The sequence below is a fragment of the Micromonospora cathayae genome (assembly GCF_028993575.1).
Classification (GTDB): domain Bacteria; phylum Actinomycetota; class Actinomycetes; order Mycobacteriales; family Micromonosporaceae; genus Micromonospora; species Micromonospora cathayae.
On the sequence record NZ_CP118615.1, the window covers coordinates 739,376 to 753,763 of the forward strand.

Here is a 14,388-nt window from a genome sequence, read left to right on the forward strand (position 1 = left end):
GAACGAAAGAAGGTACCGCGTGAACACGCTGCGATTTCCGGAGAACTTCGTCTGGGGGGCGGCCACCGCCGCGTACCAGATCGAGGGTGCGGCCCGCGACGACGGCCGCGGCCCGTCGATCTGGGACACCTTCAGCCGTACGCCGGGCAAGGTCTTCCGGGGGCACACCGGCGACGTCGCCTGCGACCACTACCACCGGTACCGCGACGACGTGGCGCTGATGGCGGACCTGGGGCTGAAGGCGTACCGCTTCTCCATCGCCTGGCCCCGGATCCAGCCCGACGGCACCGGCCCGGTCGAACCGCGCGGCCTGGACTTCTACGACCGGCTGGTGGACGCCCTCGTCGAACGGGGTATCGACCCGATCGTCACGCTCTACCACTGGGACCTGCCGCAGACCCTCCAGGACCGGGGCGGCTGGACCAACCGGGACACCGCCGAGTACTTCGCCGAGTACGCCACCGCCGTGTACGCCCGGCTCGGTGACCGGATCCGCACCTGGACCACGCTCAACGAGCCGTGGTGCTCGGCGTACCTCGGCTACGGCAGCGGCATCCACGCTCCCGGGGTGGTCGACGCCGGGGCGGCCTTCAGCGCCGTACACCATCTGCTGCTCGGGCACGGCCTGGCGGCCCGCGCGCTGCGCGCGGCCGGCGCGGAGACCGTCGGGATCACCCTGAACCCGGCGGACGTGCAGCCGGCCGACCCGACCAGTGCCGCCGACGCCGCCGCCGTGCGGCTGGTCGACGGACTCCAGAACCGGATCTTCCTGGACCCGCTGACCGGGGCCGGCTACCCGGAGGACATGCTCACCCACATCGCCCGGCACGTCGAACCGACCTTCATCCGGGACGGCGACGAGAAGCTCATCGCCGCCCCGATCGACCTGCTCGGCATCAACTTCTACCAGCCCACCTACGTGGCCGGGCGGCCCGACGCGGCGGGGGGCGGCGGCACCTTCCCGGGCACCGAGGGCGCGGTGGAGTTCCAGCCGGCGACCGGCCCGCTCACCGAAATGGGTTGGATGATCGAGCCGGCCGGGCTGACCCGGCTGCTGGAGCGGATCGCCACCGACTACCCCGGCCTACCCATGATGATCACCGAAAACGGTGGCGCGTTCCCCGACCCGGTGCGGCCGGAGGACGGACAGGTGGCCGACGACGACCGGATCGGCTACCTCGACGGGCACCTACGGGCGGCACACGAGGCGATCAGCCGGGGAGTGGACCTGCGCGGCTATCTCGTATGGTCATTCCTGGACAACTTCGAGTGGGCCGCCGGCTACCAGAAGCGGTTCGGGATCGTCCACGTCGACTACCTGACCCAGCGGCGCACACCGAAGTCGAGCGCCCGGTGGTACCAGGAGGTGATCTCCCGGAACGGGCTGTGACGAGGTGGTGGTGACGGGAATGACGACGGCGCAACGGCCCACCCTGGAGGCGGTGGCCCGGCGGGCCGGGGTGTCCCGGGCCACCGTCTCACGCGTGGTCAACGGCTCGACCACCGTCGCCGAACCGATCCGGGCGGCGGTCAACCAGGCGGTGGCCGAACTGGGGTACGTACCCAACCTGGCCGCCCGCAGCCTGGTCACCCAACGCACCGACTCGATCGCGCTGATCATGCCCGAGGCGGCCACCCGGGTCTTCTCCGACGACCAGGTGTTCCCCGGCATCATCCGGGGCGTCAGCCAGGAGTTGGAGGCCGCCGACAAGCAGCTCGTACTGATGCTCGCCGGCTCGCCGGCCGGGCGGGACCGGGTGGAGCGGTACACCACCGGCCGGCACGTCGACGGGGTGCTGTTCGCCTCGCTGCACGGCGCAGACCCGCTGCCCGCCCGGCTCGCCCGGCTGGGCATCCCGGTGGTGTGCAGCGGCCGAGGGCTCGGTGACTCCCCGGTGCCGTACGTCGACGTCGACCACGTCGGCGGGGTGACCCGGGCGGTGCGGTACCTGATCGACAGCGGCCGGCGGCGGATCGCCACCATCGCCGGCCCGCAGGACATGGTCGCCGGCCTGGCCCGCCTCACCGGCTACCGGGACACCGTCGCCGCCGCCGGGCTGCCCGAACTGGTCGCGTACGGCGACTTCACCCGGGAGTCCGGGGCGGCGGCCATGCGTCAGCTCCTCGACGCGGACCCCGACCTGGACGCGGTGTTCGCCGCGTCCGACCTGATGGCGCACGCCGCCCTGCGTACCCTCCGGGAGGCGGGGCGGCGGGTGCCCGAGGACGTGGCGGTGATCGGCTTCGACGACATCGAGACCGCCGCCTACACCGAGCCGCCGCTGACCACCGTCCGGCAGCCGATCCTCGAACTCGGCCGGGCCGGCACCCGCCAACTCCTGCGCATCGCCGCCGGCGAGACCGTCGAACCGGCCCTGATCCTCCCTACCGAACTGGTGCTGCGCGCCTCCGCGTGAAGACGCTCGTCAACGGGGTCGCCCGGACGGCCCCGGTTTGCGTACCGTCCCGGGGGTGACCACTCCCCCGTACCGGATCCGGCCGGCCCGACCCGAGGACGCGCCGGACGTGGTGGCGCTCCGCGCACTCGTCTACCCGTACCTGGTGCGCGGCGTCGAGTCCACCCGCCGCCGGATCGCCGAACCGGTGCCGGGCGGTCATGAGGCCGTCCTGGTGGCCGAGGTCGCCGGGACGGTCGTCGGCTGGGTGGCCGCGTACCGCAACCGGCTGACCGCAGCGGCCGACCTCGGCGAGATCGCCACCCTGCACGTGCACCCCGACCATCGGCGGCGCGGCATCGGCACCGCCCTGTTGACCAGGGCACTCGACCATCTGGCCCCGCTCGCCCTGCCCCGGACCCGGCTGTGGGCGCTGGCGGAATGGGTGCCGTTCGCGGAGAAGCACGGTTTCCCGCCCAGCCGGTCGGTGCGGTACTCGGCGCTCGACCTGACGTCCCTGGCTCCGCCACCGCAGGCCCCGGCGGGTGCCCGGCTGCTCAGGCTGGCCGAGGTGGAGCCGCGTCGGCTGCACGCCGCCCACCTCGCCGCGAGCGTGGGCAAGCCGGGTGACGCCCCCGCCGACGGCATCGACTACCCCACCTGGCACCACCTGGTGTGGTCGAACCTGGACCTCGACCACGCCGCCAGTTCGGCGGTCGAGATCGACGGTGCGGTGGCATCCTTCAGCCTGGTGGTACGGAACGGCGACCGGATGACCTCGGACATGACCGCGACGCTGCCCGCGTACCGGGGCCGGGGGTTGGCCCGGCTGGTGAAACTGACCGCCCTGCACCGGGCCCGCGAGGTCGGCGCGAACACCGCGTACACCTCGAACGACGAGGCGAACGCCCCGATGCTGGCGGTCAACGAACGGCTCGGCTACCGCCCGGTGGCGACCCAGTGGTCCTGCCTGCGTTAGCTCCTGGCTCCACTGTCAGTCTGAAGGCCGCCAAGGTCCCGTGCCCGTCCCGGCCCCGCCCCACGGATGTTCGTGCGCCCGGCTGACCACGAGTGGGGTCAGTTCGCGGCGACGCGTTCGGCGGTACGGAAGGTGTCCGGGCCGAACAGGACCAGCCGGGCCTCGGTGACGGTGGTCGGGGCGGCGGCGCGCAGCACCGCCAGCGCCTGCCGGACGGCGTCGTCGACCGGCCAGCCGTACACCCCGGCGGAGATCAGCGGAAAGGCGACGCTGGCCGCCCCCAACTCGTCGGCGACGCTCAGACTGTTGGCGTAGCAGTCGCGCAGCAGCGCGGAACGGTCCTCACCCGCCGACCAGACCGGGCCGACGGTGTGGATCACCCAGCGGGCCGGCAGGTCCCCGGCGGTGGTGGCGACCGCCTGGCCGGTCGGCAGACCCCGGCCGTACCGGGAGGCGCGCAGCGCCCGGCACTCGGCGAGGATGGCCGGGCCGCCGCGCCGGTGGATCGCGCCGTCCACGCCCCCGCCGCCGAGCAGGGACGAGTTGGCGGCGTTGACGACCGCGTCGACCCGCTCGGCGGTGATGTCCCCCTCGACCAGGGTGACCTTCATCGGCGTACCTCCTCGATGGGCTGGTCGAAGGCGCGACGGGTGAGCAACGCCGCGCCGGCCACCGCCGCCGGCATGATCAGCACCGCGCCGAGCGGGATCAGGAAGCAGAGGAACACCGCCACACCGAAGCCGAGCGTGGTCGGCCGGTCGGCCTTCAGCACCCGGCGGCGGTCCGGCAGGCGCAGGCCACGCCGGTAGAAGGGCGCGCCGGCCAGCTCCAACGCGAGGAACCAGCCGCCGACCGCCGCCCCGATCACCGGTACGACGGTCTGCCCGACCACCGGGACGAAACCGGCGGCGAACAGCGGGATGCCGACCAGTACCGAGATCCCGACCAGTCGCAGCGAGTCGGCGACGCTGCGCCGCAGCGACGGCCAGAACGGCACCTCCACCTCGCCGGGGGTGCCGCCGTACCGCTGCTCGACCTGCTCGGAGATCTTCTCGTAGAACGGGTCGCCGACCACCAGGGTGACCGCGGTGAAGGTGAGTACCCCGACCAGCCCGCCGATGCCCAGCAGGGCCAGCCCGGCGATCACCCGGACCAGGCTGCGGGTGGTGGTCGACCAGCCGTCGGCGAACGGGGTGACCCAGGCGGCCAGGTCGTCCACGAAGTACACCAGGGTGCCGAGGGCGGCCAGGAAGAACAGGCCGGTGATCAGCGCCGGCAGGACGCCGAGCAGCATCAGCCGCGGGCTGCGGGCGTACAGGCCGAGACCGCGCAGCAGCAGCCCGGCCCCGGAGAAGAACCGGCCGACGGCGCTGGCCGCCGGAGCGGTGACCCTGGATGCGTTCACGACTCGGAAGCCTAGTTCGTCTCGTTCCGTGCGGAGACCGACCCACTGACCGGTTGACGGAGGATGGTGCGGAGCCGCTCGGGCGGCACCCGGCGGGCATCGCTGAGGTAGATCTCGTGGTGTCTGCCGGTCATCCGGAACCCGTTGTCCGGGATGAACTCGTGATGCATCCGGGCCAGCACCTCGGCCTCGTCGTCGTAGGAGCCGACGTGCAGGGTCTGCACGCAGCGCCCCTCGGACAGCCGGTCCAGGCGCACCTCGGGCAGTCGCCGGGGCGGATCCTTCGCGGCGAGTTCTCCGACCGCCTCGATGAACATGCCGTCGTCGATCCAGTCCGGGACCATGATCATGAGCGTCCAGTCCCACCGGGACTTGTCGCGGGCGGCGGTGAACGCGTCCATGTCGTCCGCCCACCACAGCCCTTCCAGAGGCATCACGACGTAGTCGCGGCCGAGGGTCCGCCTGCTGGCGAACTTCAATCGGTAGGCCAACGGATAGAGCGCCTCGGCGGCCTCGGTGAAGGCCCGGGTGGTGTTCGGGTCGCCGTGTCCGTCGATCATGAGATACCGCAGGTCGGGCACGTCCACCACGGAGAACCGCCCGCGCCTGGCACGGTAGGCGTCGATCTCCCGCTTGAAGTCGACCTTGTCGGTCACCGGGACACCTGCACTGACACGGAACCTCCTCCTGACCTGACCTGACCTGACCTGACCGGCCGGCCCGGGTGCGGTGACCTGCCGGTGGGCCCGGACCACGACACATCATCCCGCTACCGCTGCGCGGCCGGCGTCCCGCACGCTCGCCGGGTCGACTGTGTCCGGTTGAACCGCCCGTCCGCATCCACCGGTTGGTGGATGCCGCGCGTCCACCGGGGCCGGCGGGAATCGCCGCTGGCCGGTCGATCCGCTGCCGGGCCGCCATGGCGACCATTGACGGGTACGACGACAGCGCGGCGAAGGGTGGCGGGATGCCGGTCATCGAGGTGACCAACCTGCACAAACGGTACGGCTCACAGGTGGCCGTGCGGGACGTCTCCTTCACCGTGACGGCCGGTGAGGTCTTCGGCGTCCTCGGGACGAACGGGGCCGGCAAGACCACCACCGTGGAGTGTGTGGCCGGGCTCCGCGTTCCGAACGGGGGCGGGGTGTCGGTCCTCGGACTCGACCCCCGCGCGGACGCGGCCCGGCTGCGCCCCCGCGTCGGCGTACAGCTCCAGGAGGCCCAACTGCCCGACCGGATCCGGGTACACGAGGCGCTCGACCTGTACGCCTCGTTCTATCCCCGTCCGCTCGACCCGGACGTGCTCCTGGACGAGCTGGGGCTGCTGGCGCAACGCGGCGTGGCGTGGCGGAAGCTCTCCGGCGGGCAGAAGCAGCGGCTGTCGATCGCGTTGGCCCTGGTCGGTGACCCGGAGGTGGCCCTGCTGGACGAGCTCTCCACCGGGCTCGACCCGCACGGGCGGCGGGAGGTCTGGGCGGTGGTCGAGCGACTCCGCGACCGGGGCGTCACCATCCTGCTGGTCACCCATCTGATGGCCGAGGCGGAACGGCTCTGCGACCGGGTCGCGGTCATAGATGCCGGCCGGGTGGTGGCGTTGGACACCCCGGCCGCACTGACCCGTCGATACGGCGGCGACACCCTGGAGGACGCCTTCCTGGCGCTCACCGACAGCATCGACGGCACCGACGGCACTGATGGCACCGACCGCACTGATGGCATCGACCGCACTGATGGCACCGACCGCACTGATGGCCCCGACACTGTCGGCGCCGACGGCACCAGCCGCACCGGCGTCGTGCCGGCCCGGCGGGCCCGACACCACGGCACCGCCGGCACCGACCACACCGAGCGGGCCGGCCGTAGCCGGCAGGCCGCCGGCACCGGTGAGCGGGAGGACGCGCGGTGACCGGTCTGGGGCGGATGCTGCGGATGGAGATCCGGCTGTTCCTGCGCGAGCCGTTGGCGGTGTTCCTGTCGGTGCTGCTGCCGGCGGTGATCCTCGCCGCGCTCGGTGCGGTGCCCGCGCTGCGCCGGCCGGACGACCTGTTCGACGGGTACAGCCTGGTCGCCTACTTCGCGCCGTCGCTGCTGGTGATGACCTTGGCTACCGCCGGGTTGACCGGGCTGGCGAACGTGCTGGCCGGCTACCGGGAACGCGGTGTGCTGCGCCGGTTGGCGGTCACCCCGGCACGCCCGGCCACCCTGCTGGCCGCGCAACTGCTGTTGCACCTGGGGGTGGCGTCGCTCGCCGCGACGTTGCTGCTCATCGTGGGCCGGGTCGGGTTCGGCGTGCCACTGCCGGGGCACCTTCCCGGCTTCGCGGCGGTGTACCTGCTCGGCGCGGCGGCGCTGTTCGCGCTGGGGTTGCTGGTCGCGGCGGTCGCGCCGAACCAGCGGGTGGCCGGCGGTACCGCCGGCGTGCTGTTCCTGCTGACCATGTTCCTCGGCGGGGTCTACCTGCCCCGCTTCCTGCTGCCCGACGTGGTGAACCGGATCGGGGCGTTCAGCCCGCCCGGCGTACAGGCGCTCTTCGACGCCTGGCACGGCACCCCGCCGCGTCCCGCGCACCTGGTCACGATGGCACTGGTCGCACTGGTCGCGGGTACGGTGGCGACGAAGTCGTTCCGCTGGGAGTGAGCTGTATCTACGGCGGGGAGTGGGGAGCGAGGCGATGAGCGGTACCGCCGAGCGGGTCGACCGGCTGGCCGCCTGGGAGGACCGGGAGGCGGACCTGTACCGGCTGCTGCCGTACGTCGGGCTGGCCGCCGCGACGGTGTTGGCGCTCGCCGCCCCGATGGAGCACGCGCCGCCGACACCGGTCGTGCTGGCGCTCGCGGCGGCGGCCGGAGCCTGGGTGGCCTGGTTCATCACCCTGCACCCCGGCTGGGTCTCCCGCCGGGCGCTGATGGCCGCCTACTACCTCGGCCTGCTCGGCTTCAGTGCCGCACTGGTGCTGATCAGCCCCTGGTACGGGTTCTTCGCCTGGATCGGTTTCCTGCACGCCTTCCTGGTGCTGCCGGGCCGGTGGCGGTTCGCCGGGATCGCCGCCACCGCCACCCTGGTCGCCACCGCGCAGAGCGCCGGCCTGCCGGGCTCGCCGACACACTGGCTGCTCTGGTCGGTGTTGGCCCTGTTCAACCTGGGGGCAGCCGGCGCGGTGAGCTGGTTCGGCGCGGTCACCGGAGACCAGAACGCCAACCGCAAGCGGCTGGTCGCCATCCTCGCCACCACCAACGCGGACCTGGCCGCGGCCAACGGCCGGCTCGCCGAGGCGAACCGGCGGCTGGCCGAGACGATGCGGGAGAACGAGCAGTTGCACGCCGAACTCCTGGTGCGGGCCAGGGAGGCCGGGGTACTCGACGAGCGGCAGCGGATGGCCCGCGAGATCCACGACACGCTGGCCCAGGGCCTGGCCGGGATCATCACCCAGCTGGAGGCGGCCGAACAGGCCCGGGACCGGGTGGCCGACTGGCGGCGGCACGTACGCACCGCGGTCGAACTGGGTCGGGAGAGCCTGGCCGAGGCGCGCCGGTCGGTACGCGCCGTCCGCCCGGAACGGTTGGAGACCACCCGGCTGCCCGAGGCGCTCACCGAGCTGGTCGCCAGCTGGTCGACCCGCACCGGTATCCGGGGTGAGGCACACACCACAGGTACGCCCCGACCACTGCACCCGGAGGTCGAGGTGACCCTGCTGCGGGCCGCGCAGGAGGCACTGGCGAACGCGGCGAAGCACGCCCACCCGGCCCGGGTCGGGCTGACCCTGTCGTACATGGCGGACGTGGTGACCCTGGACGTCCGGGACGACGGGACAGGCTTCGACCCGACGGCCCTGCCCGACCGGCCGGGTTCCGGGGAGGGCGGGTACGGGCTGGCCGCGATGCGGCAGCGGGTCACCGGGGTGGGTGGGCACCTGGCGGTCGAGTCGGAACCGGGTGGTGGCACCGCCGTCTCGGCCACCGTGCCGGCGGTGCCCGCCCAACCCACCGTGCCGGCGGAGCCCGCCCAACCCACCGTGCCGCCGCTGCCCGCCCTGCCGACCGTCGCCGTGACCGGGGACGGCGGTGTCGGGTGAGCACGACAGAGCCGGTCCGGCTGTTGATCGTCGACGACCATCCGGTGGTCCGGGACGGGCTGCGCGGCATCTTCGACGGCGATCCCGGGCTCACCGTGGTCGGCGCGGCGGCCGACGGCGCGGAGGCGCTGGCCATGGTGCCCTCCGTCCAGCCGGACGTGGTGCTGATGGATCTGCGGATGCCGGGCATGGACGGCATCACCGCCACCCGCCGGCTGGTCCGGGCCCACCCCACGGTCCGGGTGCTGGTCCTGACCACCTACGACACCGACGCCGACGTGCTACCGGCGATCCAGGCCGGAGCCACCGGCTACCTACTCAAGGACGCGCCCCGGGAGGAACTGACCCGGGCGGTACGGGCGGCGGCACGCGGCGAGTCGGTGCTCTCCCCCACTGTGGCCGCCCGGCTGATGGGGCGGCTGCGCGGACCGGGGCACGAGCCGCCCAGCCAGCGTGAACTGGAGGTGCTCAACCTGGTCGCCCGGGGCCTGTCCAACCGGGAGATCGCCGCCCGGTTGTTCGTCAGCGAGGCCACCGTCAAGACCCACCTGCTGCACCTGTACGCCAAGCTCGGCGTGAACGACCGGGCCGCCGCCGTCGCCACCGGGTACGACCGGGGCCTGCTCACCCCAGGCGGGCGGTGAGTCAGGCCCGCCCTGCCAGCGCACACACACTGCCGGCGGGCAGGATGGTCCGGTGCGTGCGTCCCGGTTGATCTCCCTGCTCCTGCTGCTCCAGTCCCGGGAGACGATGACCGCCGCCGAGCTGGCCCGTGAGCTGGAAGTCTCCGAACGGACGGTGTACCGGGACGTGTTGGCGCTCTCCGCCGCCGGGGTGCCGGTCTACGCCGACCGGGGGCGGACCGGCGGGTACCGGCTGCTCGGCGGGTACCGGACCCGGCTGACCGGACTGACCCGGCAGGAGGCGGAGGCGCTCTTCCTCGCCGGGCTGCGTGGACCGGCCGGCGACATGGGGCTGGCGGACGCGGTCGCCGCCGCCGAACTGAAGGTCCTCGCCGCGCTCCCCGCACCGCTGCGGGACGCCTCGGCCCGCACCGGGCAGCGGTTCCACCTGGACGTGCCGGGCTGGTTCCGGGAATCCGATCCGCCGCCGTGGCTGACCGAACTGGCCGGCGCGGTGTGGCAGGACCGGATGGTGGAGCTGCGCTACCGGCGCGGCGACCGGGAGGTCACCCGCACCGTGCAGCCGTACGGGTTGGTACTCAAGAGCGGTACCTGGTATCTCGTCGGGCAGGTCGACGGCGGGCACCGGACGTACCGGGTGGACCGGGTGGTGCAGGTGACCGTCGGCGAGGACACCTTCGACCGGGACGACGGCTTCGACCTGGGCGGGTACTGGCGGGAGCAGGCCGAGGGGTTCCTCCGGCAGATGCTCGCCGAGCGGGTGACCGTGCGGCTCACCCCGGCCGGGCTGCGGGCGCTGCGTCACCTGGCGCACGCCCCGTTCGCGTACGCCGAGGCGGTGGCCGGGGCCGGCGAACCCGACGGGCAGGGTCGGGTGGTGACCCGGCTGCCCGTCGAGTCGGTGGAGGTGGCGTACGGGCTGCTCCTGGCCCTGGGGCCGGAGGTCGAGGCACTCGACCCGCCCGAACTGCGCGCCATGCTGGCCGCCGCCGCCGACCGACTGCACGCCACCTACCAGGATCAGCGGTGACCGGTCACGTCGACCGACCGGACGCCACTTGCCGGGGTCAGCGGTAGCCGGTCACGTCGGCCGGTTTCCCGGCGTCCTGGACCTCCACCAGGTACCGCCAGGCGTCCGGGCGGCTGCCGTCGACGTCGGTGAAGCCGTACACCTGGGCCAGTTCGCCGCTGGAGACGGACCGGCCGGTCCAGCGGGCCCGGTCCGGGTCGGCGGCGAGCGCGGCGACCGCCCGACCGACCATGACCGGGGTCTCCGAGATGGCGAAGTGCGGCTCCCGCACCAGCGCGTCCCGCCAGTTCGCCTCGGTGACCCCGAAATGTTCCAGCATCATCTCCGAGCGCAGCCAGCCCGGGGTGAGTGCCACCGCCGTGCCGCCGTACGGCTTCAGCTCGTGGGCCTGGGCGAAGGCCAGCCGGTTGACCGCCGTCTTGGCGAGATCGTAGAAGAGCGACAGCCGGTAGTTCGTGGCGTTGTAGGCGGTCGTCCCGTCGCCGATCTCCACCACCAGCCCGCCGGGCCGGCGGATCAGCAGCGGCAGGGCGAAGTGGCTGGTGATGATGTGCGTGTCGATCGCCAGCCGGAGCGTCCGGAAGCCGGCGTCGAGCGGCTGTTCCCAGACCGGCTTCTCCCAGGTGATCAACGGATCGGCACCCCAGACGTCGTTGACCAGCACGTCGAGGCGTCCCTGTTCGGCGTCGATCCGGGCCACCAGGTCGCGTACCTGGTCGGGTTCGAGGTGGTCCACGCGGACCGCGATGCCGGTGCCGCCGGCTGCGGTGACCAGTTCGGCGGTCTCCTCGATGGTCTCCGGGCGGTCCAGTTCGGACCGGCCGGAGCGGCTGCTCCGGCCGGTCGCGTAGACGGTGGCCCCGGCTGCCCCGAGTTGCACTGCGATCTGCCGGCCGGCGCCCCGTGTCGCCCCGGCGACGAGCGCGATCGTTCCCGTCAGCGGTTTCGTCATGCCCACGACCCTGCCAGCGATACCTGCCAGGTCACGTCAGCTTTTTCCGGAGGTCGACGTCACACGTTGAGAAAGGTGGAGATCCGGTCGCGCAGGTCGGCGCGTTCGGTCCACAGCACGCCGGGACGGTCGTACACGTGCAGGGTGGCCGCCGGTAGCGCGGCGGCCAGCGCCTCGGCGACCTCTACCGGATGCCGGTCGTCGCCGACGCAACCGATCACCAGCGCGGGCGCGGTCACCGCGCAAAGAGCCGAGGCGTCCCGCAGCGGGGTCTGGTCGAGCAGCCCGGCCAGGTCGGCGGCGAGTCCGTCGCGGAGCAGATGGTCCAGCCGTTGCCGCAGGAACGCCCATCCGGCCGGGGTGTTGCGCACCGCCGGTGGCAGCTCGGTCGAGACGACGTCCGCGACCGCCGACGCGTCCCCGCTCTCCACCGCGACGAGCAGGTCGGCCAACCACTGACGCGCGGACGTGTCGCGGGGCCGGTCGAGCGCGGCCGGCAGGAAGAAGACCAGCCGCTCGAAGCGTTCCGGACTCTCCACCAGCAGCCGGCACAGCGCCCCCGCGCCGAGGCTGGCCCCGAACGCCCGGGTCGCCCCGCTGAGGTCGGCGACCGCCCGCAGGTCACGGGCCAGGTCGAGGTAGCTCCACGGCCCCGGCGGCGTGTCGGATCGACCGTGCCCCCGGAACTGGAAGAAGACCTTGCGGCCGGTGACCGCGCTGGCGAAGGGGCGGGTGGTGGCGATGCCGTTGGCCAGGCCGTGGGCGAAGACCGTCCCCGGTTCGCCCGTACCGGTAACCAGCCGCTCCAGGCGCACCCCGTGCGGGGTGGCGACCAGCTCGGTCTCCGGTTCGGGCAGCGCCGGACGGCCGGTGCGCGGAGCACCCGGGCCGGGCCCCCAGGTCCGTGGCCCGCCGTCGGGCGGCGGTGGCCAGCGGAAACCCCTCACCAGAAGCCCTTGCCGTCGGAGAGGTCACGCAACCCCACCCGGACGTCGAGCAGGTAGATCAGACCGGCGGCGATGCCGATCAGGCCGAAGAGGCTGATCGGGCCGAACCCGAGCAGGGTCAGCACCAGGCAGATCGCCAGGATGGCGATCCAGCCGCCCTTGGGCAGGGTGCCGATCGCGGGGAACGCGTCGGAGCGCTGCGTGAGGGCGTGCACCAGCGCGACACCCTGCACGATCAGCGCGAAGACGAGCAGGATCAGCTCGATCACGTAGCGGACATCGAGGAAGAAGATCGGCGCGGCGTTGGCCATGTCGGCAAGCTTATGCCGGCGACCCCGGAATCGTCCGACAGGACGCTTCCGGGGTCGTCACGCTCCAGGCCCGTCCGGCTGCTCGGGCGGTCGAGCCCACCGGGCGGTACGGGATCACTGCGCGGCCGGGCGGGTCCGCCTGGTGGCCGGCTTCGGCAGCTTCGCCGACGGGGTGGCGGCGTCCTTCGCGGCGACGTCCTTGGTGGTGGTGGCCTTCGTGGCGGTGGCCTTCGTGGCCCGGGTGCGCTTGGCGACCGGCTTGGCCTCGATCACCTCGGCCACGTCCGCCGGAGTGGCGGTCACCGTGGCGTCGGCGGCCGTCGCCGCCGACGCGGCCTCGGTCGTGGTGATGTCGGCGTTCACGGTCTCGGCGGCCTCCAGCACACCGGCCCCCACGACCCGCTCACCCCGGGCGACCAGCGCGCCGTACGCGGCCAGCGCCCGCTCCTGGGCGGCCTGCGCGCCGGCCAGCACGACGGCGGCGTTCCGGGTCGCCAGCCCGCGCAGCTTGTCCAGGTCGAGGTCGGCCGCACCGGCCTTCTCGGCCAGGCCCACGGCGGTGATGTTGGCGGTCCGGAACGTCTCGGTGGCCTTCTGCCGCAGCTCGACGCCGGTCACCACGGCCTTGCCGCCAAGGTCGGTCACGACCCGACCGCCCAGATCGGTGACCACCGTGGGAAGCTTGCGGAGCTGCTGGAGGGCCAGCTCACCGGCACCGGCGGCGGCGTAGAGCGGGGCGGGGATGCGGCTGGTCTTCGGCTGGGTCATGACTCGTTCTCCTCCTCGACCGCCGGAGCGGTCGCCTTCTTCGTGCGCTTCCTGGGGGTGTTCCGGGCCCGGGTCGGCTCACCGGGGGCGGGAGCCGGGCCAGCCTCGGTGACGGCCACCGACTCCAGCACCGCCTCCGTCGGCGTACCGCTCTCGGTGGTCGGGCCGGTAGCTGCCGGGTTGACCAGGGCCGCCGCCCCGGTCGGGGTACCGGGGGTCGTCGTCGTGACGTCCCGGGCAGTACCGGCGTCCTGCGCGGTGCCGGCGTTCCGAGCGGTGCCGGCGTTCCGAGCGGTGCCGGCGTCCTGCGCGGTGCCGGCGTTCCGAGCGGTGCCGGCGTCCTGCGCGGTGCCGGCAGCCGCCACCCCGGCGGCGTTCGCCCCGGCGGCGGCCTCGGCGGTCGCGGCAGCCTCGGCAGCGGTGGCAGCTTCGGCGGTCGCGGCCTCGGCGGTCGCGGTGGCCTCGGCGAGCCGGGTGTTCTCCCGGCGGAACGTCTCGTAGATCTGACTGAGCGACTGCTTCTGCGCCATCGTCAGGTCCGGGTCGACGGCGATCGCCGCGAGCACCCCCTGACCTTCCCGGTCGTCGAGCAGGCCGGCGCGCAGGTACATGGCCGGAGTGGAGACCCGCAGCGCGCTGGCGAGCTGCTGGAGCACCTCCGCGCTGGGCTTGCGGAGCCCGCGCTCGATCTGACTCAGGTACGGGTTGCTCACCCCGGCCTGTTCGGCCAGTTGCCGGAGCGAGATCTTCGCGTTGCGACGCAGGTCGCGGATGAACCCGCCGACATCGCGGGGAAGGTCCTTCGGGGTGGCCATGAGGACGACGCTAACCTGCGATGCTAGCTGCTGCAAGCAGAATGCTAGCCAGAGTTAGCGACGTCTCAG

Annotated in this window: 15 protein-coding genes and 1 pseudogene; 8 read left to right on the plus strand and 8 right to left on the minus strand. The window is 73.1% G+C overall.

The features are described 5' to 3' along the window. Positions 1-19: 19 nt before the first annotated feature. Genes PVK37_RS03440 through PVK37_RS03450 form a run of 3 tightly spaced genes read left to right on the plus strand, consistent with a single transcriptional unit; the run spans position 20 to position 3,375 of the window. Positions 20-1,390, plus strand: coding sequence for a GH1 family beta-glucosidase (locus tag PVK37_RS03440; RefSeq protein ID WP_275032237.1), 1,371 nt, complete (start codon positions 20-22; stop codon positions 1,388-1,390). A 19-nt stretch (positions 1,391-1,409) separates the two neighbouring features. Further along, a complete protein-coding gene (locus PVK37_RS03445; protein WP_275032238.1) occupies positions 1,410-2,417 on the plus strand; it encodes a LacI family DNA-binding transcriptional regulator in 1,008 nt (335 codons plus the stop codon). Positions 2,418-2,472: 55 nt separating this feature from the next. Continuing rightward, the gene (locus PVK37_RS03450; protein WP_275032239.1) at positions 2,473-3,375 is read left to right on the plus strand and encodes a GNAT family N-acetyltransferase; all 903 of its coding nucleotides are present in this window, start codon (positions 2,473-2,475) and stop codon (positions 3,373-3,375) included. 98 nt (positions 3,376-3,473) lie between these two features. Here PVK37_RS03450 and PVK37_RS03455 read toward each other — a convergent pair whose 3' ends face one another. Genes PVK37_RS03455 through PVK37_RS03465 form a run of 3 tightly spaced genes read right to left on the minus strand, consistent with a single transcriptional unit; the run spans position 3,474 to position 5,436 of the window. Then, positions 3,474-3,986: an O-acetyl-ADP-ribose deacetylase gene (locus PVK37_RS03455; RefSeq protein ID WP_275032240.1), complete on the minus strand. Its 513-nt coding sequence runs from the start codon at positions 3,984-3,986 to the stop codon at positions 3,474-3,476. Then, positions 3,983-4,780 carry an EI24 domain-containing protein gene (locus PVK37_RS03460; RefSeq protein WP_275032241.1) on the minus strand — a complete coding sequence of 266 codons (798 nt, stop codon included), beginning with the start codon at positions 4,778-4,780 and terminating at the stop codon, positions 3,983-3,985. The genes PVK37_RS03455 and PVK37_RS03460 overlap by 4 nt, the downstream gene beginning before the upstream one ends. Before the next feature lie 11 nt (positions 4,781-4,791). Next, positions 4,792-5,436, minus strand: a complete 645-nt coding sequence (locus PVK37_RS03465; protein WP_275032242.1) for a GyrI-like domain-containing protein — start codon at positions 5,434-5,436, stop codon at positions 4,792-4,794. 311 nt (positions 5,437-5,747) lie between these two features. Between PVK37_RS03465 and PVK37_RS03470 the strand changes: the two genes are divergently transcribed. The 5 genes from PVK37_RS03470 to PVK37_RS03490 are packed head-to-tail and all read left to right on the plus strand — an operon-like array spanning position 5,748 to position 10,526. Continuing rightward, a complete protein-coding gene (locus tag PVK37_RS03470; RefSeq protein ID WP_275034936.1) occupies positions 5,748-6,686 on the plus strand; it encodes an ABC transporter ATP-binding protein in 939 nt (312 codons plus the stop codon). Next, entirely contained in the window at positions 6,683-7,417 is a 735-nt protein-coding gene (locus PVK37_RS03475; RefSeq protein ID WP_275032243.1) for an ABC transporter permease, read from the plus strand. The genes PVK37_RS03470 and PVK37_RS03475 overlap by 4 nt, the downstream gene beginning before the upstream one ends. Before the next feature lie 34 nt (positions 7,418-7,451). Next, the gene (locus PVK37_RS03480; protein ID WP_275032244.1) at positions 7,452-8,852 is read left to right on the plus strand and encodes a sensor histidine kinase; all 1,401 of its coding nucleotides are present in this window, start codon (positions 7,452-7,454) and stop codon (positions 8,850-8,852) included. After that, positions 8,849-9,496 (plus strand): response regulator, encoded by a 648-nt coding sequence (locus tag PVK37_RS03485; protein WP_275032245.1) that lies wholly within the window; start codon positions 8,849-8,851, stop codon positions 9,494-9,496. The genes PVK37_RS03480 and PVK37_RS03485 overlap by 4 nt, the downstream gene beginning before the upstream one ends. 52 nt (positions 9,497-9,548) lie before the next feature. Continuing rightward, entirely contained in the window at positions 9,549-10,526 is a 978-nt protein-coding gene (locus PVK37_RS03490) for a helix-turn-helix transcriptional regulator (RefSeq protein ID WP_275032247.1), read from the plus strand. Between the two features lie 37 nt (positions 10,527-10,563). Here PVK37_RS03490 and PVK37_RS03495 read toward each other — a convergent pair whose 3' ends face one another. From PVK37_RS03495 to PVK37_RS31655, 5 genes and pseudogenes are all read right to left on the minus strand, one after another. Then, complete coding sequence (locus PVK37_RS03495; RefSeq protein ID WP_275032248.1) at positions 10,564-11,478, minus strand: SDR family oxidoreductase; 915 nt, start codon at positions 11,476-11,478, stop codon at positions 10,564-10,566. Between the two features lie 59 nt (positions 11,479-11,537). Then, positions 11,538-12,425: an alpha/beta fold hydrolase gene (locus PVK37_RS03500; RefSeq protein WP_275032249.1), complete on the minus strand. Its 888-nt coding sequence runs from the start codon at positions 12,423-12,425 to the stop codon at positions 11,538-11,540. Further along, positions 12,422-12,736 carry a DUF2516 family protein gene (locus PVK37_RS03505; RefSeq protein ID WP_275032250.1) on the minus strand — a complete coding sequence of 105 codons (315 nt, stop codon included), beginning with the start codon at positions 12,734-12,736 and terminating at the stop codon, positions 12,422-12,424. The genes PVK37_RS03500 and PVK37_RS03505 overlap by 4 nt, the downstream gene beginning before the upstream one ends. A 114-nt stretch (positions 12,737-12,850) precedes the next feature. Continuing rightward, entirely contained in the window at positions 12,851-13,504 is a 654-nt protein-coding gene (locus PVK37_RS03510; RefSeq protein WP_275032251.1) for a hypothetical protein, read from the minus strand. A gap of 419 nt (positions 13,505-13,923) precedes the next feature. After that, a pseudogene (locus PVK37_RS31655) lies at positions 13,924-14,319 on the minus strand (helix-turn-helix domain-containing protein); the annotation flags it as partial. Positions 14,320-14,388: the final 69 nt, after the last annotated feature.

Bases quoted from the DNA above. Each gene is read 5' to 3' on its own strand.
- PVK37_RS03445 (WP_275032238.1), top strand. From the start codon at position 1,410: ATGACGACGGCGCAACGGCCCACCCTGGAGGCGGTGGCCCGGCGGGCC.
- PVK37_RS03455 (WP_275032240.1), bottom strand. From the start codon at position 3,986: ATGAAGGTCACCCTGGTCGAGGGGGACATCACCGCCGAGCGGGTCGAC.
- PVK37_RS03470 (WP_275034936.1), top strand. From the start codon at position 5,748: ATGCCGGTCATCGAGGTGACCAACCTGCACAAACGGTACGGCTCACAG.
- PVK37_RS03480 (WP_275032244.1), top strand. From the start codon at position 7,452: ATGAGCGGTACCGCCGAGCGGGTCGACCGGCTGGCCGCCTGGGAGGAC.
- PVK37_RS03495 (WP_275032248.1), bottom strand. From the start codon at position 11,478: ATGACGAAACCGCTGACGGGAACGATCGCGCTCGTCGCCGGGGCGACA.
- PVK37_RS03505 (WP_275032250.1), bottom strand. From the start codon at position 12,736: ATGGCCAACGCCGCGCCGATCTTCTTCCTCGATGTCCGCTACGTGATC.
- PVK37_RS03510 (WP_275032251.1), bottom strand. From the start codon at position 13,504: ATGACCCAGCCGAAGACCAGCCGCATCCCCGCCCCGCTCTACGCCGCC.